The 15,455-nt window shown below is 69.5% G+C and carries 10 protein-coding genes and 1 tRNA gene; 9 read left to right on the forward strand and 2 right to left on the reverse strand.

What is annotated here, in order from left to right:
* The first annotated feature begins 27 nt into the window (after positions 1–27).
* The 6 genes from JRG78_RS02015 (at position 28) to rpoC (ending at position 11,905) form a co-directional block, all read left to right on the forward strand.
* Positions 28–1,032 carry an ABC transporter permease gene (locus JRG78_RS02015; protein ID WP_259607335.1) on the forward strand — a complete coding sequence of 335 codons (1,005 nt, stop codon included), beginning with the start codon at positions 28–30 and terminating at the stop codon, positions 1,030–1,032.
* The gene (locus JRG78_RS02020; protein WP_259607336.1) at positions 1,032–1,994 is read left to right on the forward strand and encodes an ABC transporter permease; all 963 of its coding nucleotides are present in this window, start codon (positions 1,032–1,034) and stop codon (positions 1,992–1,994) included. Before JRG78_RS02015 ends, JRG78_RS02020 begins: the two co-directional genes overlap by 1 nt.
* A 23-nt stretch (positions 1,995–2,017) precedes the next feature.
* Complete coding sequence (locus JRG78_RS02025; protein ID WP_272653558.1) at positions 2,018–3,739, forward strand: ABC transporter ATP-binding protein; 1,722 nt, start codon at positions 2,018–2,020, stop codon at positions 3,737–3,739.
* A gap of 236 nt (positions 3,740–3,975) precedes the next feature.
* Positions 3,976–4,128, forward strand: coding sequence for a hypothetical protein (locus JRG78_RS02030; protein ID WP_272653559.1), 153 nt, complete (start codon positions 3,976–3,978; stop codon positions 4,126–4,128).
* 359 nt (positions 4,129–4,487) lie between these two features.
* Positions 4,488–7,991 carry a DNA-directed RNA polymerase subunit beta gene (gene rpoB, locus JRG78_RS02035; protein ID WP_272653560.1) on the forward strand — a complete coding sequence of 1,168 codons (3,504 nt, stop codon included), beginning with the start codon at positions 4,488–4,490 and terminating at the stop codon, positions 7,989–7,991.
* 38 nt (positions 7,992–8,029) lie between these two features.
* The gene (gene rpoC, locus JRG78_RS02040) at positions 8,030–11,905 is read left to right on the forward strand and encodes a DNA-directed RNA polymerase subunit beta' (protein ID WP_272653561.1); all 3,876 of its coding nucleotides are present in this window, start codon (positions 8,030–8,032) and stop codon (positions 11,903–11,905) included.
* Positions 11,906–11,961: 56 nt separating this feature from the next.
* On the opposite strand, the gene JRG78_RS02045 is transcribed toward rpoC, so the two are convergent.
* On the reverse strand, positions 11,962–12,270 hold the full coding sequence (locus JRG78_RS02045; protein WP_272653562.1) for a putative quinol monooxygenase: 309 nt from the start codon (positions 12,268–12,270) through the stop codon (positions 11,962–11,964).
* Positions 12,271–12,368: 98 nt separating this feature from the next.
* On the opposite strand from JRG78_RS02045, the gene JRG78_RS02050 reads away from it, so the two are divergent.
* From JRG78_RS02050 to JRG78_RS02060, 3 genes are all read left to right on the forward strand, one after another.
* Entirely contained in the window at positions 12,369–13,292 is a 924-nt protein-coding gene (locus JRG78_RS02050; RefSeq protein WP_272653563.1) for a carbohydrate kinase family protein, read from the forward strand.
* Between the two features lie 86 nt (positions 13,293–13,378).
* Positions 13,379–13,459 (forward strand) — tRNA-Tyr (locus JRG78_RS02055).
* Between the two features lie 267 nt (positions 13,460–13,726).
* Positions 13,727–14,176 carry a hypothetical protein gene (locus tag JRG78_RS02060; protein WP_259607343.1) on the forward strand — a complete coding sequence of 150 codons (450 nt, stop codon included), beginning with the start codon at positions 13,727–13,729 and terminating at the stop codon, positions 14,174–14,176.
* Between the two features lie 7 nt (positions 14,177–14,183).
* Here JRG78_RS02060 and JRG78_RS02065 read toward each other — a convergent pair whose 3' ends face one another.
* Positions 14,184–15,302 (reverse strand): PQQ-dependent sugar dehydrogenase, encoded by a 1,119-nt coding sequence (locus JRG78_RS02065; protein ID WP_272653564.1) that lies wholly within the window; start codon positions 15,300–15,302, stop codon positions 14,184–14,186.
* Positions 15,303–15,455: the final 153 nt, after the last annotated feature.

Genomic DNA, 15,455 nt, shown 5'->3' on the forward strand with positions numbered 1-15,455 from the left:
GACCGTGGCGACGATCGGAGATACTTCGTGCTGCGCACCATCGGCAGGCGACTGCTGTTCCTCATCCCCACCCTCTTCGGCCTGAGCATCCTCCTGTTCGCGTGGGTCAGGGCCCTGCCCGGCGGCCCCGCGGTCGCGCTTCTCGGCGAGAAGGCGACGCCGGATGCCGTGGAGCGGGTCAATCGGCTCTACGGCTTCGACCGGCCCCTGATCGAGCAGTACGTCACGTGGATCGGACGGCTGCTGCAGGGCGACTTCGGCGCGTCGATCGTGACCTCGCGCCCCGTCGTGGAGGAGTTCTTCCGCCGCTTCCCGGCGACGATCGAGCTCAGCGTGCTCGCGCTGATCTTCGCCGTCGGCGTGGGCATCCCCCTCGGATACTGGGCCGCGCGCCGGCACGGCAGGTTCAGCGACCACTCCGCGGTGGTGCTGAGCCTGGTCGGCATCACGATCCCGGTGTTCTTCCTGGCGTTCATCCTGAAGTACGTGTTCGCGGTGGAGCTGGGCTGGCTGCCGTCGGACGGCCGGCAGAACCCGCGCATCGACGCCACGCACGTCACCGGGTTCTACGTCTGGGACGGCATCATCACCGGAGAGTTCGACGCCGCGTGGGACGCGATCCTGCACCTCGTCCTGCCGGCGCTCGCCCTCGGCACCATCCCGCTGGCGATCATCGTGCGGATCACGCGCGCCAGCGTGCTGGAGGTGCAGAACGCCGACTACGTCCGCACCGGCAAGGCCAAGGGCGTGACCCAGAGCACCCTGCGCAGCCGGTTCATCCTGCGCAACGCCATGCTGCCGGTGATCACCACGATCGGCCTGCAGACCGGCCTGCTGATCTCGGGGGCGGTGCTCACCGAGACGGTGTTCGCCTTCCCCGGCATCGGATCGTTCCTGGCGCGGGCGATCTTCGCGCGCGACTTCCCGGTGCTGCAGGGCTTCATCATCTTCATCGCGATCGCGTACGCGCTGATCAACCTCGCGGTGGACATCTCGTACAGCCTGATCGACCCGAGAGTGAGGGTGCAGTGATGAGCGCAGTCCTCCCACCGGCCCAGGGGCCCATGGCCGAGGGCGAGGTCGTCGACACCGTCGCGGTGGCGCAGGCCGGCCTGAAGAAGGGACCGGGCGGCTTCTGGCGGGACGTGTTCCGCCGCATCCGCCGCAACCCCACCGCGTGGATCGGAGCCGCCATCGTCGGCGTGTTCCTGCTGGTCGCGGCGCTCGCGCCGCTGATCGCCCCGTACCCGGAGACCGCGCTGCCCGGCGCCAGCGACATCACCCCGACGCACATCCCCGGGCCCGGGGAGCTGCCGGAGTTCCCCCTCGGCCTCGACCGCTTCGGCGGCGACGTGCTCTCCAAGCTCATCTGGGGCGCGCAGGCGTCGCTCATGGTCGGCGTCGTCTCGACCGCCTTCGGCCTCGTCGGCGGGATGCTGCTGGGCCTGCTCGCCGGCACGTTCGGCGGCTGGGTGGACACCCTCATCATGCGCCTCGTGGACATCATCCTGTCGGTGCCGAACCTGCTGCTCGCGGTGTCGATCGCGGCGATCCTCGGCCAGACGCCGTCCGCGGTGATGATCGCGATCGGCGCCTCGCAGGTGCCGATCTTCGCCCGCCTGCTGCGCGCGTCGATGCTGCAGCAGCGCACCTCCGAGTACGTGCTGTCGGCGCAGACCCTGGGTCTCGGCCGCGGCGCGATCACGATGACGCACGTGCTGCCGAACGCGATCGGCCCGGTCATCGTGCAGGGCACGCTGACCCTCGCCACCGCGGTCATCGACGCGGCGGCGCTGTCGTTCCTCGGTCTCGGCGGCGGGCGTCCCGAGACGGCGGAGTGGGGACGGATGCTGACCTACGCCCAGAGCGAGCTGGCGATCGCCCCGTGGCTGGCGTTCCTGCCCGGCATCTGCATCGCGGTCACCGCCCTGGGCTTCACCCTGTTCGGCGAGGCGCTGCGCGAGGCGATGGACCCGCGGACGAGGGCGCGATGAGCGCGCGAGGAGGAGGCGCAGAGATGAGCGAGCGCGACACCGTGACCGCGCAGCCGCTGCTGCAGGTGAGCGATCTGGCCGTGGACTTCACCACGATCGACGGCGTGGTGCACGCCGTCGAGGGCGTCGATCTGGAGATCGCCCCCGGCGAGACGGTCGCGATCGTGGGCGAGTCCGGGTCGGGCAAGTCCACCACCGCGATGGCCGTGATCGGACTGCTCGCCTCGGGCGGGCGGGTCGCCGGCGGCAGCATCCGTCTGGACGGGCGCGAGCTCGTCGGCATTCCGGAGAGCGAGCTGCGCAGCATCCGCGGCCGCGACATCGGGATGGTCCCGCAGGACCCGATGTCGAACCTCAACCCGGTGGCGAAGATCGGCACGCAGGTCGCCGAGACGCTGCTGGCGCACGGCCTCGCGAACCGGCAGAACGTGCACGAGAAGGTGATCGAGGCGCTCGCCGCCGCGGGCCTGCCCGACCCGGAGCGGCGGGCGAAGCAGTACCCGCACGAGCTCTCCGGCGGTCTGCGGCAGCGGGCGCTGATCGCGATCGGCCTGGCCTGCCGGCCGCGGCTGCTCATCGCCGACGAGCCGACCAGCGCCCTTGACGTCACCGTGCAGCGCACCATCCTCGACCAGCTCGCGACGATGACCCGCGACCTCGGCACGGCGGTGCTGCTGATCACGCACGACCTCGGCCTCGCCGCCGAACGCGCCCAGCGCGTGGTGGTGATGCACCGCGGCCGCGTGGTCGAGCAGGGCCCGGCGCGGCGGATCCTCGACGACCCGCAGCATCCGTACACCCAGAGCCTGGTCAAGGCCGCCCCCTCGATCGCCGCCGTGCGCCTGCGGCCGGAGGCGTACCGGCGCTCCGCAGACGCGGGGGACGCTTCGACGGGCTCAGCGTCCGACGGCACAGCGTCCGGCGGCTCAGCGTCCGACGGCTCGGCGTCCGGCAGTTCGGACAACATCGTCGAGATCGAGAACCTCCGCAAGGTGTACCCGGTCCGCGGCCGCGGCGAGGACTTCGTGGCCGTCGACGACGTCTCCCTCGCGATCCCGCGCGGCGAGACGGTGGCGATCGTGGGGGAGTCCGGCTCCGGGAAGACCACCACGGCACGGATGCTGCTGAAGCTGATCGAGCCGACCGCCGGCAGCATCCGTTTCGAGGGCCGCGACATCTTCGCCCTCGACCGGGCGCAGACCCGCGACTTCCGCCAGCGCGTGCAGCCGGTGTTCCAGGACCCGTACTCCAGCCTGAACCCGATGTTCACGATCGAGCGGCTGATCGCCGAGCCGCTGGAGTTCTACAAGCGGGGCAGCCGGGCCGAGCGGCGTGCGCGCGTGCGGCAGCTGCTCGACGACGTCGCGCTGCCGCAGTCGATGCTGCAGCGGTACCCGTCCGAGCTGTCCGGCGGGCAGCGTCAGCGGGTGGCGATCGCCCGGGCGCTGGCGCTCTCGCCCGACCTGGTGGTCTGCGACGAGCCGGTATCGGCGCTGGACGTGCTGGTGCAGGCGCAGATCCTCACCCTCCTCGGCGACCTCCAGCGCGAGTACGGGCTCAGCTACCTGTTCATCTCGCACGACCTCGCCGTGGTGCGTCTGATCAGCGACTACGTCTGCGTGATGAAGGACGGCGCGCTGGTGGAGGCGGCGAGCTCCGAGGAGATCTTCACGAACCCCCGCGACCCGTACACGCGCCGGCTGCTCGCGTCCATCCCCGGCAACGAACTCGGCATCGCGTCCTGACGGCGTCGACGGGCCCAGCGGCCGGCACCGCCGGGATCGGGAAGCCCTTGTGCCGGGGCATCCGCAGGTCTAGAACGGTGCTGTGCGGCAATCGGCCGCGCGCGGGCGCCGTGGGACGCGCCCGGGATTCCTCTGGGGATGGGAAGCGACATGAAGAAGACAGCGATCGGTGCTGCGCTCGCGCTGGTGTTCGTGCTCGGCAGCAGCGGCACGGCGATGGCGGGGGAGTACACGACGTGCCGGACGACGTGGAGATGAACCCGCCGGGATTCGACGACGACATGATCACCGAGGGTCACGTGCAGAGCTACGGACAGTACGTGCGGGCCGGCATGAAGGCCGTGATGCCGAGCCCCGGCGACGCCTGCCGCGGCAACGTGATGCACTGAGGGGTCCGATCGGACGCTGAGCCCGTCGAAGCGTCGGACGCTGAGCCCGTCGAAGCGTCGGACCCTTCGACAGGCTCAGGGTCCGACAGGCTCAGGGTCCGACAGGCTCAGGGTCCTTCGACAGGCTCAGGGCCGATACCGCAGCCGGGCGCGATCGTCAAGCACCTTGGTGGACATGGCGCGTCGGAGCGTCTATAGTGATACTTTGCGTTCGTTTCTCCCTGCCCTCATATGGTGGTCGGCAGTCGTCGTGTGCCCCGCTCTCCGAGCGATGCGTGCATGCGAGGTGGATTCGAGCGCGCGCTCCACCGACGACACGGAATCGAAGAGCCCCGCCCGGGCTCACGGAGGTTATTCCCTTGGCTGCTGCTCGCAACGCATCCACATCCACCACCACCCCCAAGAACGGACGCGGAGCATCCCGCCTCTCGTTCGCCAAGATCTCCGACACGCTGACGGTCCCCGACCTCCTCGCCCTGCAGACCGAGTCCTTCGGCTGGCTCGTCGGCAACGACGCCTGGAAGGCGCGCGTGGCCGAGGCCAAGGCCGCCGGCCGCACCGACGTCTCCGAGATCTCCGGTCTGGGTGAGGTCTTCGAGGAGATCTCCCCGATCGAGGACCTCGGCGAGACGATGCAGCTCTCGTTCACGAACCCGTACCTCGAGCCGGAGAAGTACTCCATCGAGGAGTGCAAGGAGCGCGGCAAGACGTACGCCGCCCCGCTGTACGTCGAGGCCGAGTTCATGAACCACCAGACCGGTGAGATCAAGACGCAGACGGTCTTCATGGGCGACTTCCCGCTGCAGACCGACAAGGGCACGTTCATCATCAACGGCTCCGAGCGCGTCGTCGTCTCGCAGCTGGTGCGCTCGCCCGGCGTCTACTTCGACAAGACCCCGGACAAGACCAGCGACAAGGACATCGTGTCCGCCCGCGTCATCCCCAGCCGCGGCGCCTGGCTCGAGTTCGAGATCGACAAGCGCGACCAGGTCGGCGTGCGCATCGACCGCAAGCGCAAGCAGTCCGTGACCGTCTTCCTCAAGGCGCTCGGCATGACCAGCGAGGAGATCCTCGCCGAGTTCGCCGGGTTCCCGTCGATCGAGGAGACCCTCGCGAAGGACACCATCCTCACCAAGGAGGACGCGCTCCGCGACATCTACCGCAAGCTGCGTCCGGGTGAGCAGGTCGCCGCCGAGGCCGCCCGCGCGCTGCTGGACAACTTCTACTTCAACCCGAAGCGCTACGACCTGGCCAAGGTGGGTCGCTACAAGATCAACCACAAGCTGGGCCTGGACACCCCGCTCACCGAGTCGGTGCTCACGGTCGAGGACATCGTCGCGACCATCAAGTACCTGGTGCGTCTGCACCGCGGCGACGAGACCTTCGAAGGCATCCGCGGCGGCAAGAAGACCGAGATCCGCCTCGCCACCGACGACATCGACAACTTCGGCAACCGCCGCATCCGCGCCGTCGGCGAGCTGATCCAGAACCAGGTCCGCACCGGTCTGTCCCGCATGGAGCGCGTCGTCCGCGAGCGCATGACCACGCAGGACATCGAGGCGATCACCCCGCAGACCCTGATCAACGTGCGCCCCGTCGTGGCGGCGATCAAGGAGTTCTTCGGCACCTCGCAGCTGTCCCAGTTCATGGACCAGAACAACCCGCTCGCGGGTCTGACCAACAAGCGCCGCCTCTCGGCTCTGGGCCCCGGTGGTCTGAGCCGTGACCGCGCCGGCGTCGAGGTCCGTGACGTGCACCCGTCGCACTACGGCCGCATGTGCCCGATCGAGACGCCGGAAGGCCCGAACATCGGTCTGATCGGTGCGCTCGCGACCTTCGCGCGCATCAACGCCTTCGGCTTCATCGAGACGCCGTACCGCAAGGTCGTCGACGGCCGGGTCACCGACCAGATCGACTACCTGACCGCGGCCGAGGAGGTCGAGTTCAACATCGCGCAGGCGAACGCCCCGCTCGACGCGGACGGCCGCTTCCGCGAGAGCCACGTGCTCGCGCGCCCCAAGGGCGGCAGCGGCGAGGTGGACCTGTTCCTCCCCGAGGAGATCGGCTACATCGACGTCTCCCCGCGCCAGATGGTGTCGGTGGCGACCTCGCTCGTGCCGTTCCTCGAGCACGACGACGCGCAGCGCGCGCTCATGGGCGCGAACATGCAGCGTCAGGCCGTGCCGCTGCTGCGCTCGGAGTCCCCGCTGGTCGGAACCGGTATGGAGGGCTACACCGCGATCGACGCCGGTGACGTGATCACCGCCGAGAAGGCCGGTGTGGTCAGCGAGGTCTCCGCCGACCGCGTCGTGGTCATGCTCGACGAGGGCGGCACGCAGGAGTACCACCTGCGCAAGTTCGACCGCTCCAACCAGGGCACCTCCTACAACCAGCGCGTGATCGTCTCCGCCGGCGAGCGGGTCGAGGTCGGCGAGGTCATCGCCGACGGCCCCGCCACCGAGAACGGCGAGCTCGCGCTCGGCAAGAACCTGCTCGTGGCGTTCATGCCGTGGGAGGGTCACAACTTCGAGGACGCGATCATCCTCAGCCAGGAGCTGGTGAAGGACGACACCCTCTCCTCGATCCACATCGAGGAGTACGAGGTCGACGCCCGCGACACCAAGCTGGGCAAGGAGGAGATCACCCGTGACCTCCCCAACGTCAGCCCTGAGCTGCTGAAGGACCTGGACGAGCGCGGCATCATCCGCATCGGCGCCGAGGTCCGCCCCGGCGACATCCTCGTCGGCAAGGTCACGCCGAAGGGCGAGACCGAGCTGTCCGCCGAGGAGCGCCTGCTCCGCGCGATCTTCAACGAGAAGAGCCGCGAGGTGCGCGACACCTCCCTCAAGGTGCCGCACGGTGAGCAGGGCACGATCATCGCGGTCAAGGAGTTCAACGCCGAGGACGGCGACGACGAGCTCGGCTCCGGCGTGAACCGCCGCGTCGTGGTCTACATCGCCCAGAAGCGCAAGATCACCGAGGGCGACAAGCTCGCCGGCCGTCACGGCAACAAGGGCGTCATCGCGAAGATCCTGCCGGTCGAGGACATGCCGTTCCTCGCCGACGGCACCCCGGTCGACGTGGTCCTCAACCCGCTCGGCATCCCGGGCCGCATGAACTTCGGCCAGGTGCTGGAGACCCACCTCGGGTGGGCCGCCAAGCAGGGCTGGAAGATCGAGGGCAACCCGGAGTGGGCTGCGAAGCTCCCGAAGGAGGCGTACGACGTCGCCCCGAACACCAAGGTCGCGACCCCGGTGTTCGACGGCGCCCGCGAGGAGGAGATCGCCGGTCTCCTCGACTCCACGCTGCCGACCCGCGACGGCGAGCGCCTGATCGACTCGTCCGGCAAGACGACGCTGTTCGACGGCCGCTCCGGCGAGCCGTTCCCGGCGCCGATCTCGGTGGGCTACATGTACATCCTGAAGCTGCACCACCTGGTCGACGACAAGATCCACGCGCGCTCCACCGGCCCGTACTCGATGATCACCCAGCAGCCGCTCGGCGGTAAGGCCCAGTTCGGTGGCCAGCGCTTCGGTGAGATGGAGGTGTGGGCCCTCGAGGCCTACGGTGCCGCGTACGCGCTGCAGGAGCTCCTCACCATCAAGTCCGACGACATCCTCGGCCGCGTCAAGGTGTACGAGGCGATCGTCAAGGGCGAGAACATCCAGGAGCCGGGCATCCCCGAGTCGTTCAAGGTGCTCATGAAGGAGATGCAGTCGCTCTGCCTGAACGTCGAGGTGCTCTCGGCCGACGGCACGGCGGTCAACCTCCGTGACACCGACGACGAGGCCTTCCGCGCCGCGGAGGAGCTCGGCATCAACATCTCCAGCCGTTTCGAAGCCGCGTCGATCGACGAGATCTGACCCTCGGCCTCAAGAGATCTTTCTACCCAGGAGAACCAGTGCTCGACGCAACCACTTTCGATGAGCTTCGAATCGGCCTTGCCACTGCTGACGACATCCGCGGATGGTCGTACGGCGAGGTCAAGAAGCCCGAGACGATCAACTACCGCACGCTGAAGCCCGAGAAGGACGGGCTCTTCGGCGAGCAGATCTTCGGCCCCTCCCGCGACTGGGAGTGCGCCTGCGGCAAGTACAAGCGCGTCCGCTTCAAGGGCATCGTGTGCGAGCGCTGCGGCGTGGAGGTCACCAAGAGCTCCGTCCGCCGCGAGCGCATGGGCCACATCGAGCTCGCCGCCCCGGTCACCCACATCTGGTACTTCAAGGGCGTCCCGTCGCGCCTCGGGTACCTGCTGGACATGGCGCCGAAGGACCTCGAGAAGGTCATCTACTTCGCCGCCTACATGGTGATCTCGGTGGACGAGGAGGCGCGTCACCGCGACCTCGCCACCCAGGAGAACAACATCCGCCTCGAGCTGAAGACGCTCGGCGACCGCCGCGACGCGAAGATCGCCGCCCGCCTGGCCAAGCTGGAGGAGGAGCTCGCCGCTCTCGAGGCGGAGGGCGCCAAGGCCGACGCCAAGAAGAAGGTCAAGGACGCCGCCGAGAAGGAGATGGCGCAGATCCGCAAGGGCGCCGACGAGGCGATCGCCAAGCTCGAGCGCGTGTGGGAGGACTTCCGCACGCTCGAGGTCGGCGCGCTGCGTCCCGAGGACGACGTCTTCCACGAGCTGCAGGACCGCTTCGGCCAGTACTTCGAGGCGCACATGGGCGCCGAGGCGATCAAGAAGCGCCTCGAGTCCTTCGACCTGGCCGGCGAGGCCGAGTCGCTGCGCCTGCAGATCGCCGAGGGCAAGGGTCAGCGCAAGATCCGCGCGATCAAGCGACTGAAGGTCGTCAACTCCTTCCTGGAGACCGGCATGAGCCCGGCCGCCATGGTCCTCGACGTCGTCCCGGTGATCCCGCCGGAGCTGCGTCCGATGGTGCAGCTGGACGGCGGCCGCTTCGCGACCTCCGACCTGAACGACTTGTACCGTCGCGTGATCAACCGCAACAACCGTCTGCGTCGTCTGATCGACCTCGGCGCCCCCGAGATCATCGTGAACAACGAGAAGCGGATGCTGCAGGAGGCCGTCGACGCGCTGTTCGACAACGGCCGCCGCGGCCGCCCGGTCACCGGCACCGGCAACCGCGCCCTGAAGTCGCTCAGCGACATGCTCAAGGGCAAGCAGGGCCGGTTCCGTCAGAACCTGCTCGGCAAGCGCGTGGACTACTCGGGCCGTTCGGTCATCGTCGTGGGTCCGCAGCTGAAGCTGCACCAGTGCGGTCTGCCCAAGCAGATGGCGCTGGAGCTGTTCAAGCCGTTCGTGATCAAGCGCCTGATCGACCTCGGTCACTCGCAGAACATCAAGGCCGCCAAGCGCGCCGTCGAGCGCACCCGCCCCGAGGTGTGGGACGTGCTCGAGGAGATCATCCGCGAGCGCCCGGTGCTGCTGAACCGCGCCCCCACCCTGCACCGCCTGGGCATCCAGGCGTTCGAGCCGCAGCTCGTCGAGGGCAAGGCCATCCAGCTGCACCCGCTCGTCTGCGCGGCGTTCAACGCGGACTTCGACGGCGACCAGATGGCCGTGCACCTGCCGCTGTCGGTGGAGGCGCAGGCCGAGGCCCGCATCCTGATGCTCGCCTCGAACAACATCCTGAAGCCGTCCGACGGCCGCCCGGTGACCCTGCCCTCGCAGGACATGATCATCGGCCTGCACCACCTGACCACCCTGAAGGAGGGTGCGAAGGGCGAGGGCCGCGTGTTCGGCTCGGTGTCCGAGGCGATCCTCGCCAAGGACGAGGGCACCCTCGACCTGCAGGCGAAGGTCCGCATCCGCATCCCGAGTCTGACGTTCCTCGAGGGCGAAGCCCCCGAGGGCTACGAGCGCCACGGCCTCGTGGACACCTCGCTCGGCCAGGCGATCTTCAACGACGCGCTGCCGAAGGGCTACCCGTTCGTGCGCGGCGTCGCCGACAAGAGCAAGCTGTCGCAGATCGTGAACAAGCTCGCCGAGGAGTACCCGAAGGTCGAGACCGCCGCCACGCTGGACCGCATCAAGGACGCCGGCTTCTACTGGGCCACCCGTTCCGGTGTGACCGTCGCGCTCAGCGACATCCTCACCCCGCCGAACAAGGCCGAGATCGTCGCCGGCTACGAGAAGCAGGCCGCGAAGGTCCAGGCGCAGTACGAGAAGGGTCTCACCACCGACGCTGAGCGTCGTCAGGAGCTCATCAAGATCTGGACCGAGGCGACCGACGAGGTCCAGGCCGCGATGAAGGCCTACTTCCCGGCTGACAACACCATCAACCGCATGGTGTCCTCGGGCGCCCGTGGTAACTGGCTGCAGATCCGCAACATCGCGGGTATGCGCGGTCTGGTGAACAACCCGAAGGGTGAGATCATCCCGCGTCCGATCATCTCCTCGTACCGCGAGGGTCTGTCGGTGGCGGAGTACTTCATCGCGACGCACGGTACCCGCAAGGGTCTGGCCGACACCGCTCTGCGCACCGCCGACTCGGGTTACCTGACCCGTCGTCTGGTGGACGTCTCGCAGGATGTCATCATCCGCGAGGAGGACTGCGGCACGACCAAGGGCCTCGAGCTGCCGATCGCCGCGCCGAACTCGCAGGGCGAGCTGGTGCGCGACGCGAACGTGGAGAACTCGGTGTTCGCCCGGACGCTCGCCGAGGACGTGGTGAACGAGGCCGGCGAGGTGCTGGCATCCGCCGGCGACGATGTGGGCGACGTGCTCATCGACAAGCTGGTCGCCCTGGGTGTCGAGAACATCAAGGTCCGCTCGGTGCTGACCTGCGACTCGGCCGTCGGCGTCTGCGCGCAGTGCTACGGCCGCTCGCTCGCCACTGGCAAGACCGTGGACATCGGCGAGGCCGTCGGCATCATCGCCGCCCAGTCGATCGGTGAGCCCGGCACCCAGCTGACGATGCGTACCTTCCACACCGGTGGTTCCGCGTCGGCGGACGACATCACCCAGGGTCTGCCCCGTGTGCAGGAGCTCTTCGAGGCGCGTACCCCGAAGGGCGCCTCCCCGATCGCCGAGGCCGACGGCCGCATCACGATCGAGGAGACCGAGAAGTCGAAGAAGGTCATCCTGACGCCCGACAACGGCGACGAGGAGGTGGTCTACCCGGTGCTGAAGCGTGCGACGCTCCTCGTTGAGGACGGCCAGCACGTCACCGTCGGTCAGCCGCTCCAGGTCGGCACGCTCGACCCGAAGGAGGTCATGCGCGTCATGGGTGCCCGCGAGGTGCAGAAGTACCTCGTCGGCGGCGTGCAGGGCGTGTACCGCTCGCAGGGTGTGCCGATCCACGACAAGCACATCGAGGTCATCGTGCGCCAGATGCTGCGCAAGGTCACGGTCGTCGACCACGGCGACACGAACCTGCTGCCGGGTGAGATGGTCGACCTGAAGCGCTACCAGCAGATCAACCGCGAGGCCGTGGCCGAGGGCAAGCGCCCCGCCTCGGGCCGTCCGGAGCTGATGGGTATCACCAAGGCTTCGCTGGCGACCGAGTCCTGGCTGTCGGCCGCGTCCTTCCAGGAGACGACCCGCGTGCTCACGCAGGCCGCCATGGAGGGCAAGCGCGACCCGCTGGTCGGTCTCAAGGAGAACGTCATCATCGGTAAGCTCATCCCGGCCGGAACCGGTCTCGCCAAGTACCGCAACATCACGGTGGAGGCGACCGAGGAGGCCAAGAGCGAGCGCTACCCGAACCGGATCTTCGCATCCGACGGCGCGTACGCCGAGGGCGACTTCGGCTACGTCGACTTCGACGCGTTCTCGACGGACGACATCACCCCGGGCTCGTACAACTGACGCGCCTTCGGTGAGGTGAGGCCCCGGATTCTTCGGAATCCGGGGCCTCACCCGTTCTACGGCTCGGCGGTGCGGGACAGGAAGGTCAGCTGCGAGGCATCCTCCACGATGAGCTCCTGCAGCCGCTTGTTGAACGGGACGCCGTACGGTGCCGCGAGGTGCTCCTCGAACGCGGCGCGATCGCGGTACACCTCGAACACGAAGAACCTGTCCGGCTCCTCGGTGAGGCGGTAGGCGTCGAACACCAGGTTGCCCGGCTCCTGCCGCACATCGGCGACGAGGCCTCTCAGCAGTGCGTCGACCTCCTCGGTGCAGCCGCGCAGAGCCGTGAACTCGGCGAAGAGGGTGACTGCTTCGTCGGACATGGGTCCCTCCCGTCATCAGAGTGGGAACAGGATAGCGAGGGCGGCGGCCGCCGTGTCATCCGTTATGCGCAGGTCGGATGCTGCGCGAGAATGGGCGAATGACCGCTGAGAAGCCGAAGAGCGCCGTCGTGATCGGCGACGCCCTGATCGACGAGATCCGCGACGCGACGGGCATCCGGGAGCTGGTGGGCGGTGCGGCGCTGAACGTCGCCGTCGGCCTGCGCCGGCTCGGGGTGCCGACGACCCTCATCGCCATGGTCGGCGACGACGAGCCGGGCGCGCACATCCGCGAGTACCTGAAGGACCACGGCGTCGCGCTGATCTCGAGCCCGGCGCCGCACGGGTCGTCGCGCGCGATCGTCACGCGATCGGCGAGCGGCGAACCGGAGTACGTCTTCAACGAGGCGGCGCAGCGGCGCAGCATCCGGTACGACGACGAGGCGCGTGCCGCGATCGCGGATGCCGGTGTGGTCGCGATCAGCTGCTTCCCGTTCGACGTCCCGGCCGAGGTGGACGCCCTGGCGGACGCCCTCGGCGAGGCGCGCGTCGCGATCGACCCGAACCCGCGCTCGGGCATGCTCAGCGACCGGGACGAGTTCGTCCGCGGCTTCGAGCGGCTCGCCGCCCGGGCCGCGCTGGTGAAGGTCGGCGCCGACGACGCGTCGCTGCTCTACGACGGCGACCTGGACGCCCTGCGGCAGCGGCTACGGGGTCTCGGGGTTTCGGCGGTGCTGGCGACCGCCGGCTCGCGGGGTGCGGTGCTGGATTCGGATGCCGGCGTCTTCACGGCGCCGATCGCGGAGCTCCCGGGGTCGATCGTGGACACCGTCGGGGCCGGGGATGCGACGCTCGCCGCTGTCGCTGCGGGGCTCGCGGAAGGGGATCCCGGATCGGATGCCGAGTGGCAGGCGCTGCTGGATCGCGCCATGGCGATCGCCGCCGCGACATGCCGTGCGGAGGGCGGTCTGCTGCGCACGCCGGAGTCGCTGGTGGATGCGGATCGCGGCGTCCGCGGCAGCTGACCGCCGATTTCTCGCGCCCCGGTCGCGGAGAGTATGCTTGTACTTCGCGCCCCCGGTTGGCTGAACAAGCTGGACGGGTGTGCACTGGCGAGTTGCCCGAGCGGCCAAAGGGAGCTGACTGTAAATCAGCCGCGTAAGCTTCGGGGGTTCGAATCCCTCACTCGCCACCGAATGTCTGAAGGCCTCCGCCCAGCGGGGGCCTTCAGCCGTTCCCACCCCTCTTTCCGGTCGTCGAGCGCCCTTCGCAGGCTCAGGAACCGCACCGCCGGAGCGAGACGAAACGCCCTTTTCCGGTCGTTGAGCGAGCACCGCCGGAGGCGGAGCGAGACGAAACGCGCCTTCGCCGGGGCGCTTCGTCGCTTCGATCGCTCAACGACCGGGGAGGGAGTGGGCGTTCTCGCGTAATGAACGGGCGCCTGCCGCGTCTCACAGGTATGACGGCCAGCGACAGGCTCGAGAACGAGCGTGCGTCCACGCGCGCCCCGCAGGCACACAGCCGGCTCGAGCGGCGCGTGGCTCTGGATCTCAGCATCGACGAGGAGCTCGGTCGCGGCGAGGCGCGGGCCGCCGAGCTCCCGGAGGCGCTCAGCGACGTGCTCTCCGTGCTGGTCGATCACGAGCTGGCCCGCCTCGAGCCGCTCACCACGGAGGCGCTCCTCGCCGAGGAGCCCCTGATCGGCCCGTTCCGGATGCGGCGGCTGCGCCACCGGCTGGACGCCCTCGCCGACATGAACCTGGTCCGGTTCGAGGGCGAGTTCGTCCGTCCGACCATCGCCGGGATCGGCGCGATCGGGCGCTTCTCCACGATCCCTGGCCGCCACCGTCCGCCGGCGGAGCAGCTGCGCGCTCTGCGGCAGGCCGAGCTCCGCGGCATCCGGTCCTGACCGCCGCTCACCCGAGGGGAAGCCGCAGCAGGCGGTCGTCGCCCTCCCGCGGGTCGCCCCGCCCGTCGGTGTTGTTCGTGAGGATCCACAGCGACCCGTCCGGTGCCGGGACCACGTCGCGCAGCCGGCCATGCTCGCCCACGAGATGTTCGGTCGCCGTGGACGGATCCGCCACCGGCACCTGCCGCAGCCGCTCGCCGCGCAGGTTGGCGATGTAGATCGCGCCGCCCGTGACGGCGATCCCGCTCGGGCTGGCATCCGACGGCGTCCACTGCTGCACCGGGTCGATGAAGCCGTCCCGGCCGGCGATGCCCTCGACCTCCGGCCAGCCGTAGTTCCCGCCCGCCTCGATCACGTTGAGCTCGTCCCAGGTGTTCTGGCCGAACTCGCTCGCGTACATCGTGCCGTCCGCGCTCCACGCGATGCCCTGCGCGTTCCGGTGCCCGTAGCTGAACACCGGTGACCCGGGGAACGGGTTGTCCTCGGGGATGCCGCCATCCGGCCGCAGCCGCAGGATCTTCCCGGCGACGCTGTCGAGGTCCTGCGCGTTGCCGGTGTCGCCCGCATCGCCGGTCGTCGCGTACAGCATCCCATCGGGACCGAACGCGATGCGCCCGCCGTTGTGGATGCCCGCCGACGGGATGCCGTCGATGAGCGTCTCCGCCGGTCCGAGCGCCAGCGCGCCCGGCGCGCCCCGGATCTCGAACCGCTGCACGCGGTTGCCGTCCTCGCCGGTGGAGTACACGTACAGCCGGCCCTCGTGCGCGGCGATGCCGAGCAGTCCGCCCTCGCCCCGCGGCGCGACGCCGTCGATCACGGCGACCTCGCGGACCGCGCCGTCGCCGCCGAGCTCCAGGATCCGCGCCGTGTCGCGTTCGCTGATCAGCGCCGTCCCGTCGTGGAACGCGATCGACCACGGCGCGTCCAGCCCCTCCGCGATCACCGTCGCCGGGCCGGTGGGGCCGGTGGGGCCGGGCGGCGCCGGCTCCGCGCTCGCGCTCGGAACGGCCGGCCGCGAGGGGCTCGGCGGCCGGGCATCCGTCGCGGCCGTGCATCCGGCGAGCACCACCAGCGCCGCGACGAGGGCGACGGATGCCGCGGCGCGGCCGACCCGGAACAGTGCCATGCGACCACGGTAGGCTCCGCGCACCCGCCGCGGCACCCCTTGCTCGCCGCGGCACCCCTCACCTCCAGCCGCCCGCGCCCCTGACAGCCCTCACCTCCCGCCGCCGCGCCGCGACAGCCCGCGCCGCCCCGCGGCCCCGCCCGTGACAGCCCG

This window comes from Microbacterium sp. EF45047 (assembly GCF_028472845.1).
Taxonomy (GTDB): Bacteria; Actinomycetota; Actinomycetes; order Actinomycetales; family Microbacteriaceae; genus Microbacterium; species Microbacterium neungamense.

What these genes read in the sequence shown, in the direction of transcription:
- JRG78_RS02020 (WP_259607336.1), top strand. Translation starts at nt 1,032, where the DNA reads ATGAGCGCAGTCCTCCCACCGGCCCAGGGGCCCATGGCCGAGGGCGAG.
- JRG78_RS02025 (WP_272653558.1), top strand. Translation starts at nt 2,018, where the DNA reads ATGAGCGAGCGCGACACCGTGACCGCGCAGCCGCTGCTGCAGGTGAGC.
- JRG78_RS02045 (WP_272653562.1), bottom strand. Translation starts at nt 12,270, where the DNA reads ATGTCCGACGAAGCAGTCACCCTCTTCGCCGAGTTCACGGCTCTGCGC.
- JRG78_RS02050 (WP_272653563.1), top strand. Translation starts at nt 12,369, where the DNA reads ATGACCGCTGAGAAGCCGAAGAGCGCCGTCGTGATCGGCGACGCCCTG.
- JRG78_RS02060 (WP_259607343.1), top strand. Translation starts at nt 13,727, where the DNA reads ATGACGGCCAGCGACAGGCTCGAGAACGAGCGTGCGTCCACGCGCGCC.
- JRG78_RS02065 (WP_272653564.1), bottom strand. Translation starts at nt 15,302, where the DNA reads ATGGCACTGTTCCGGGTCGGCCGCGCCGCGGCATCCGTCGCCCTCGTC.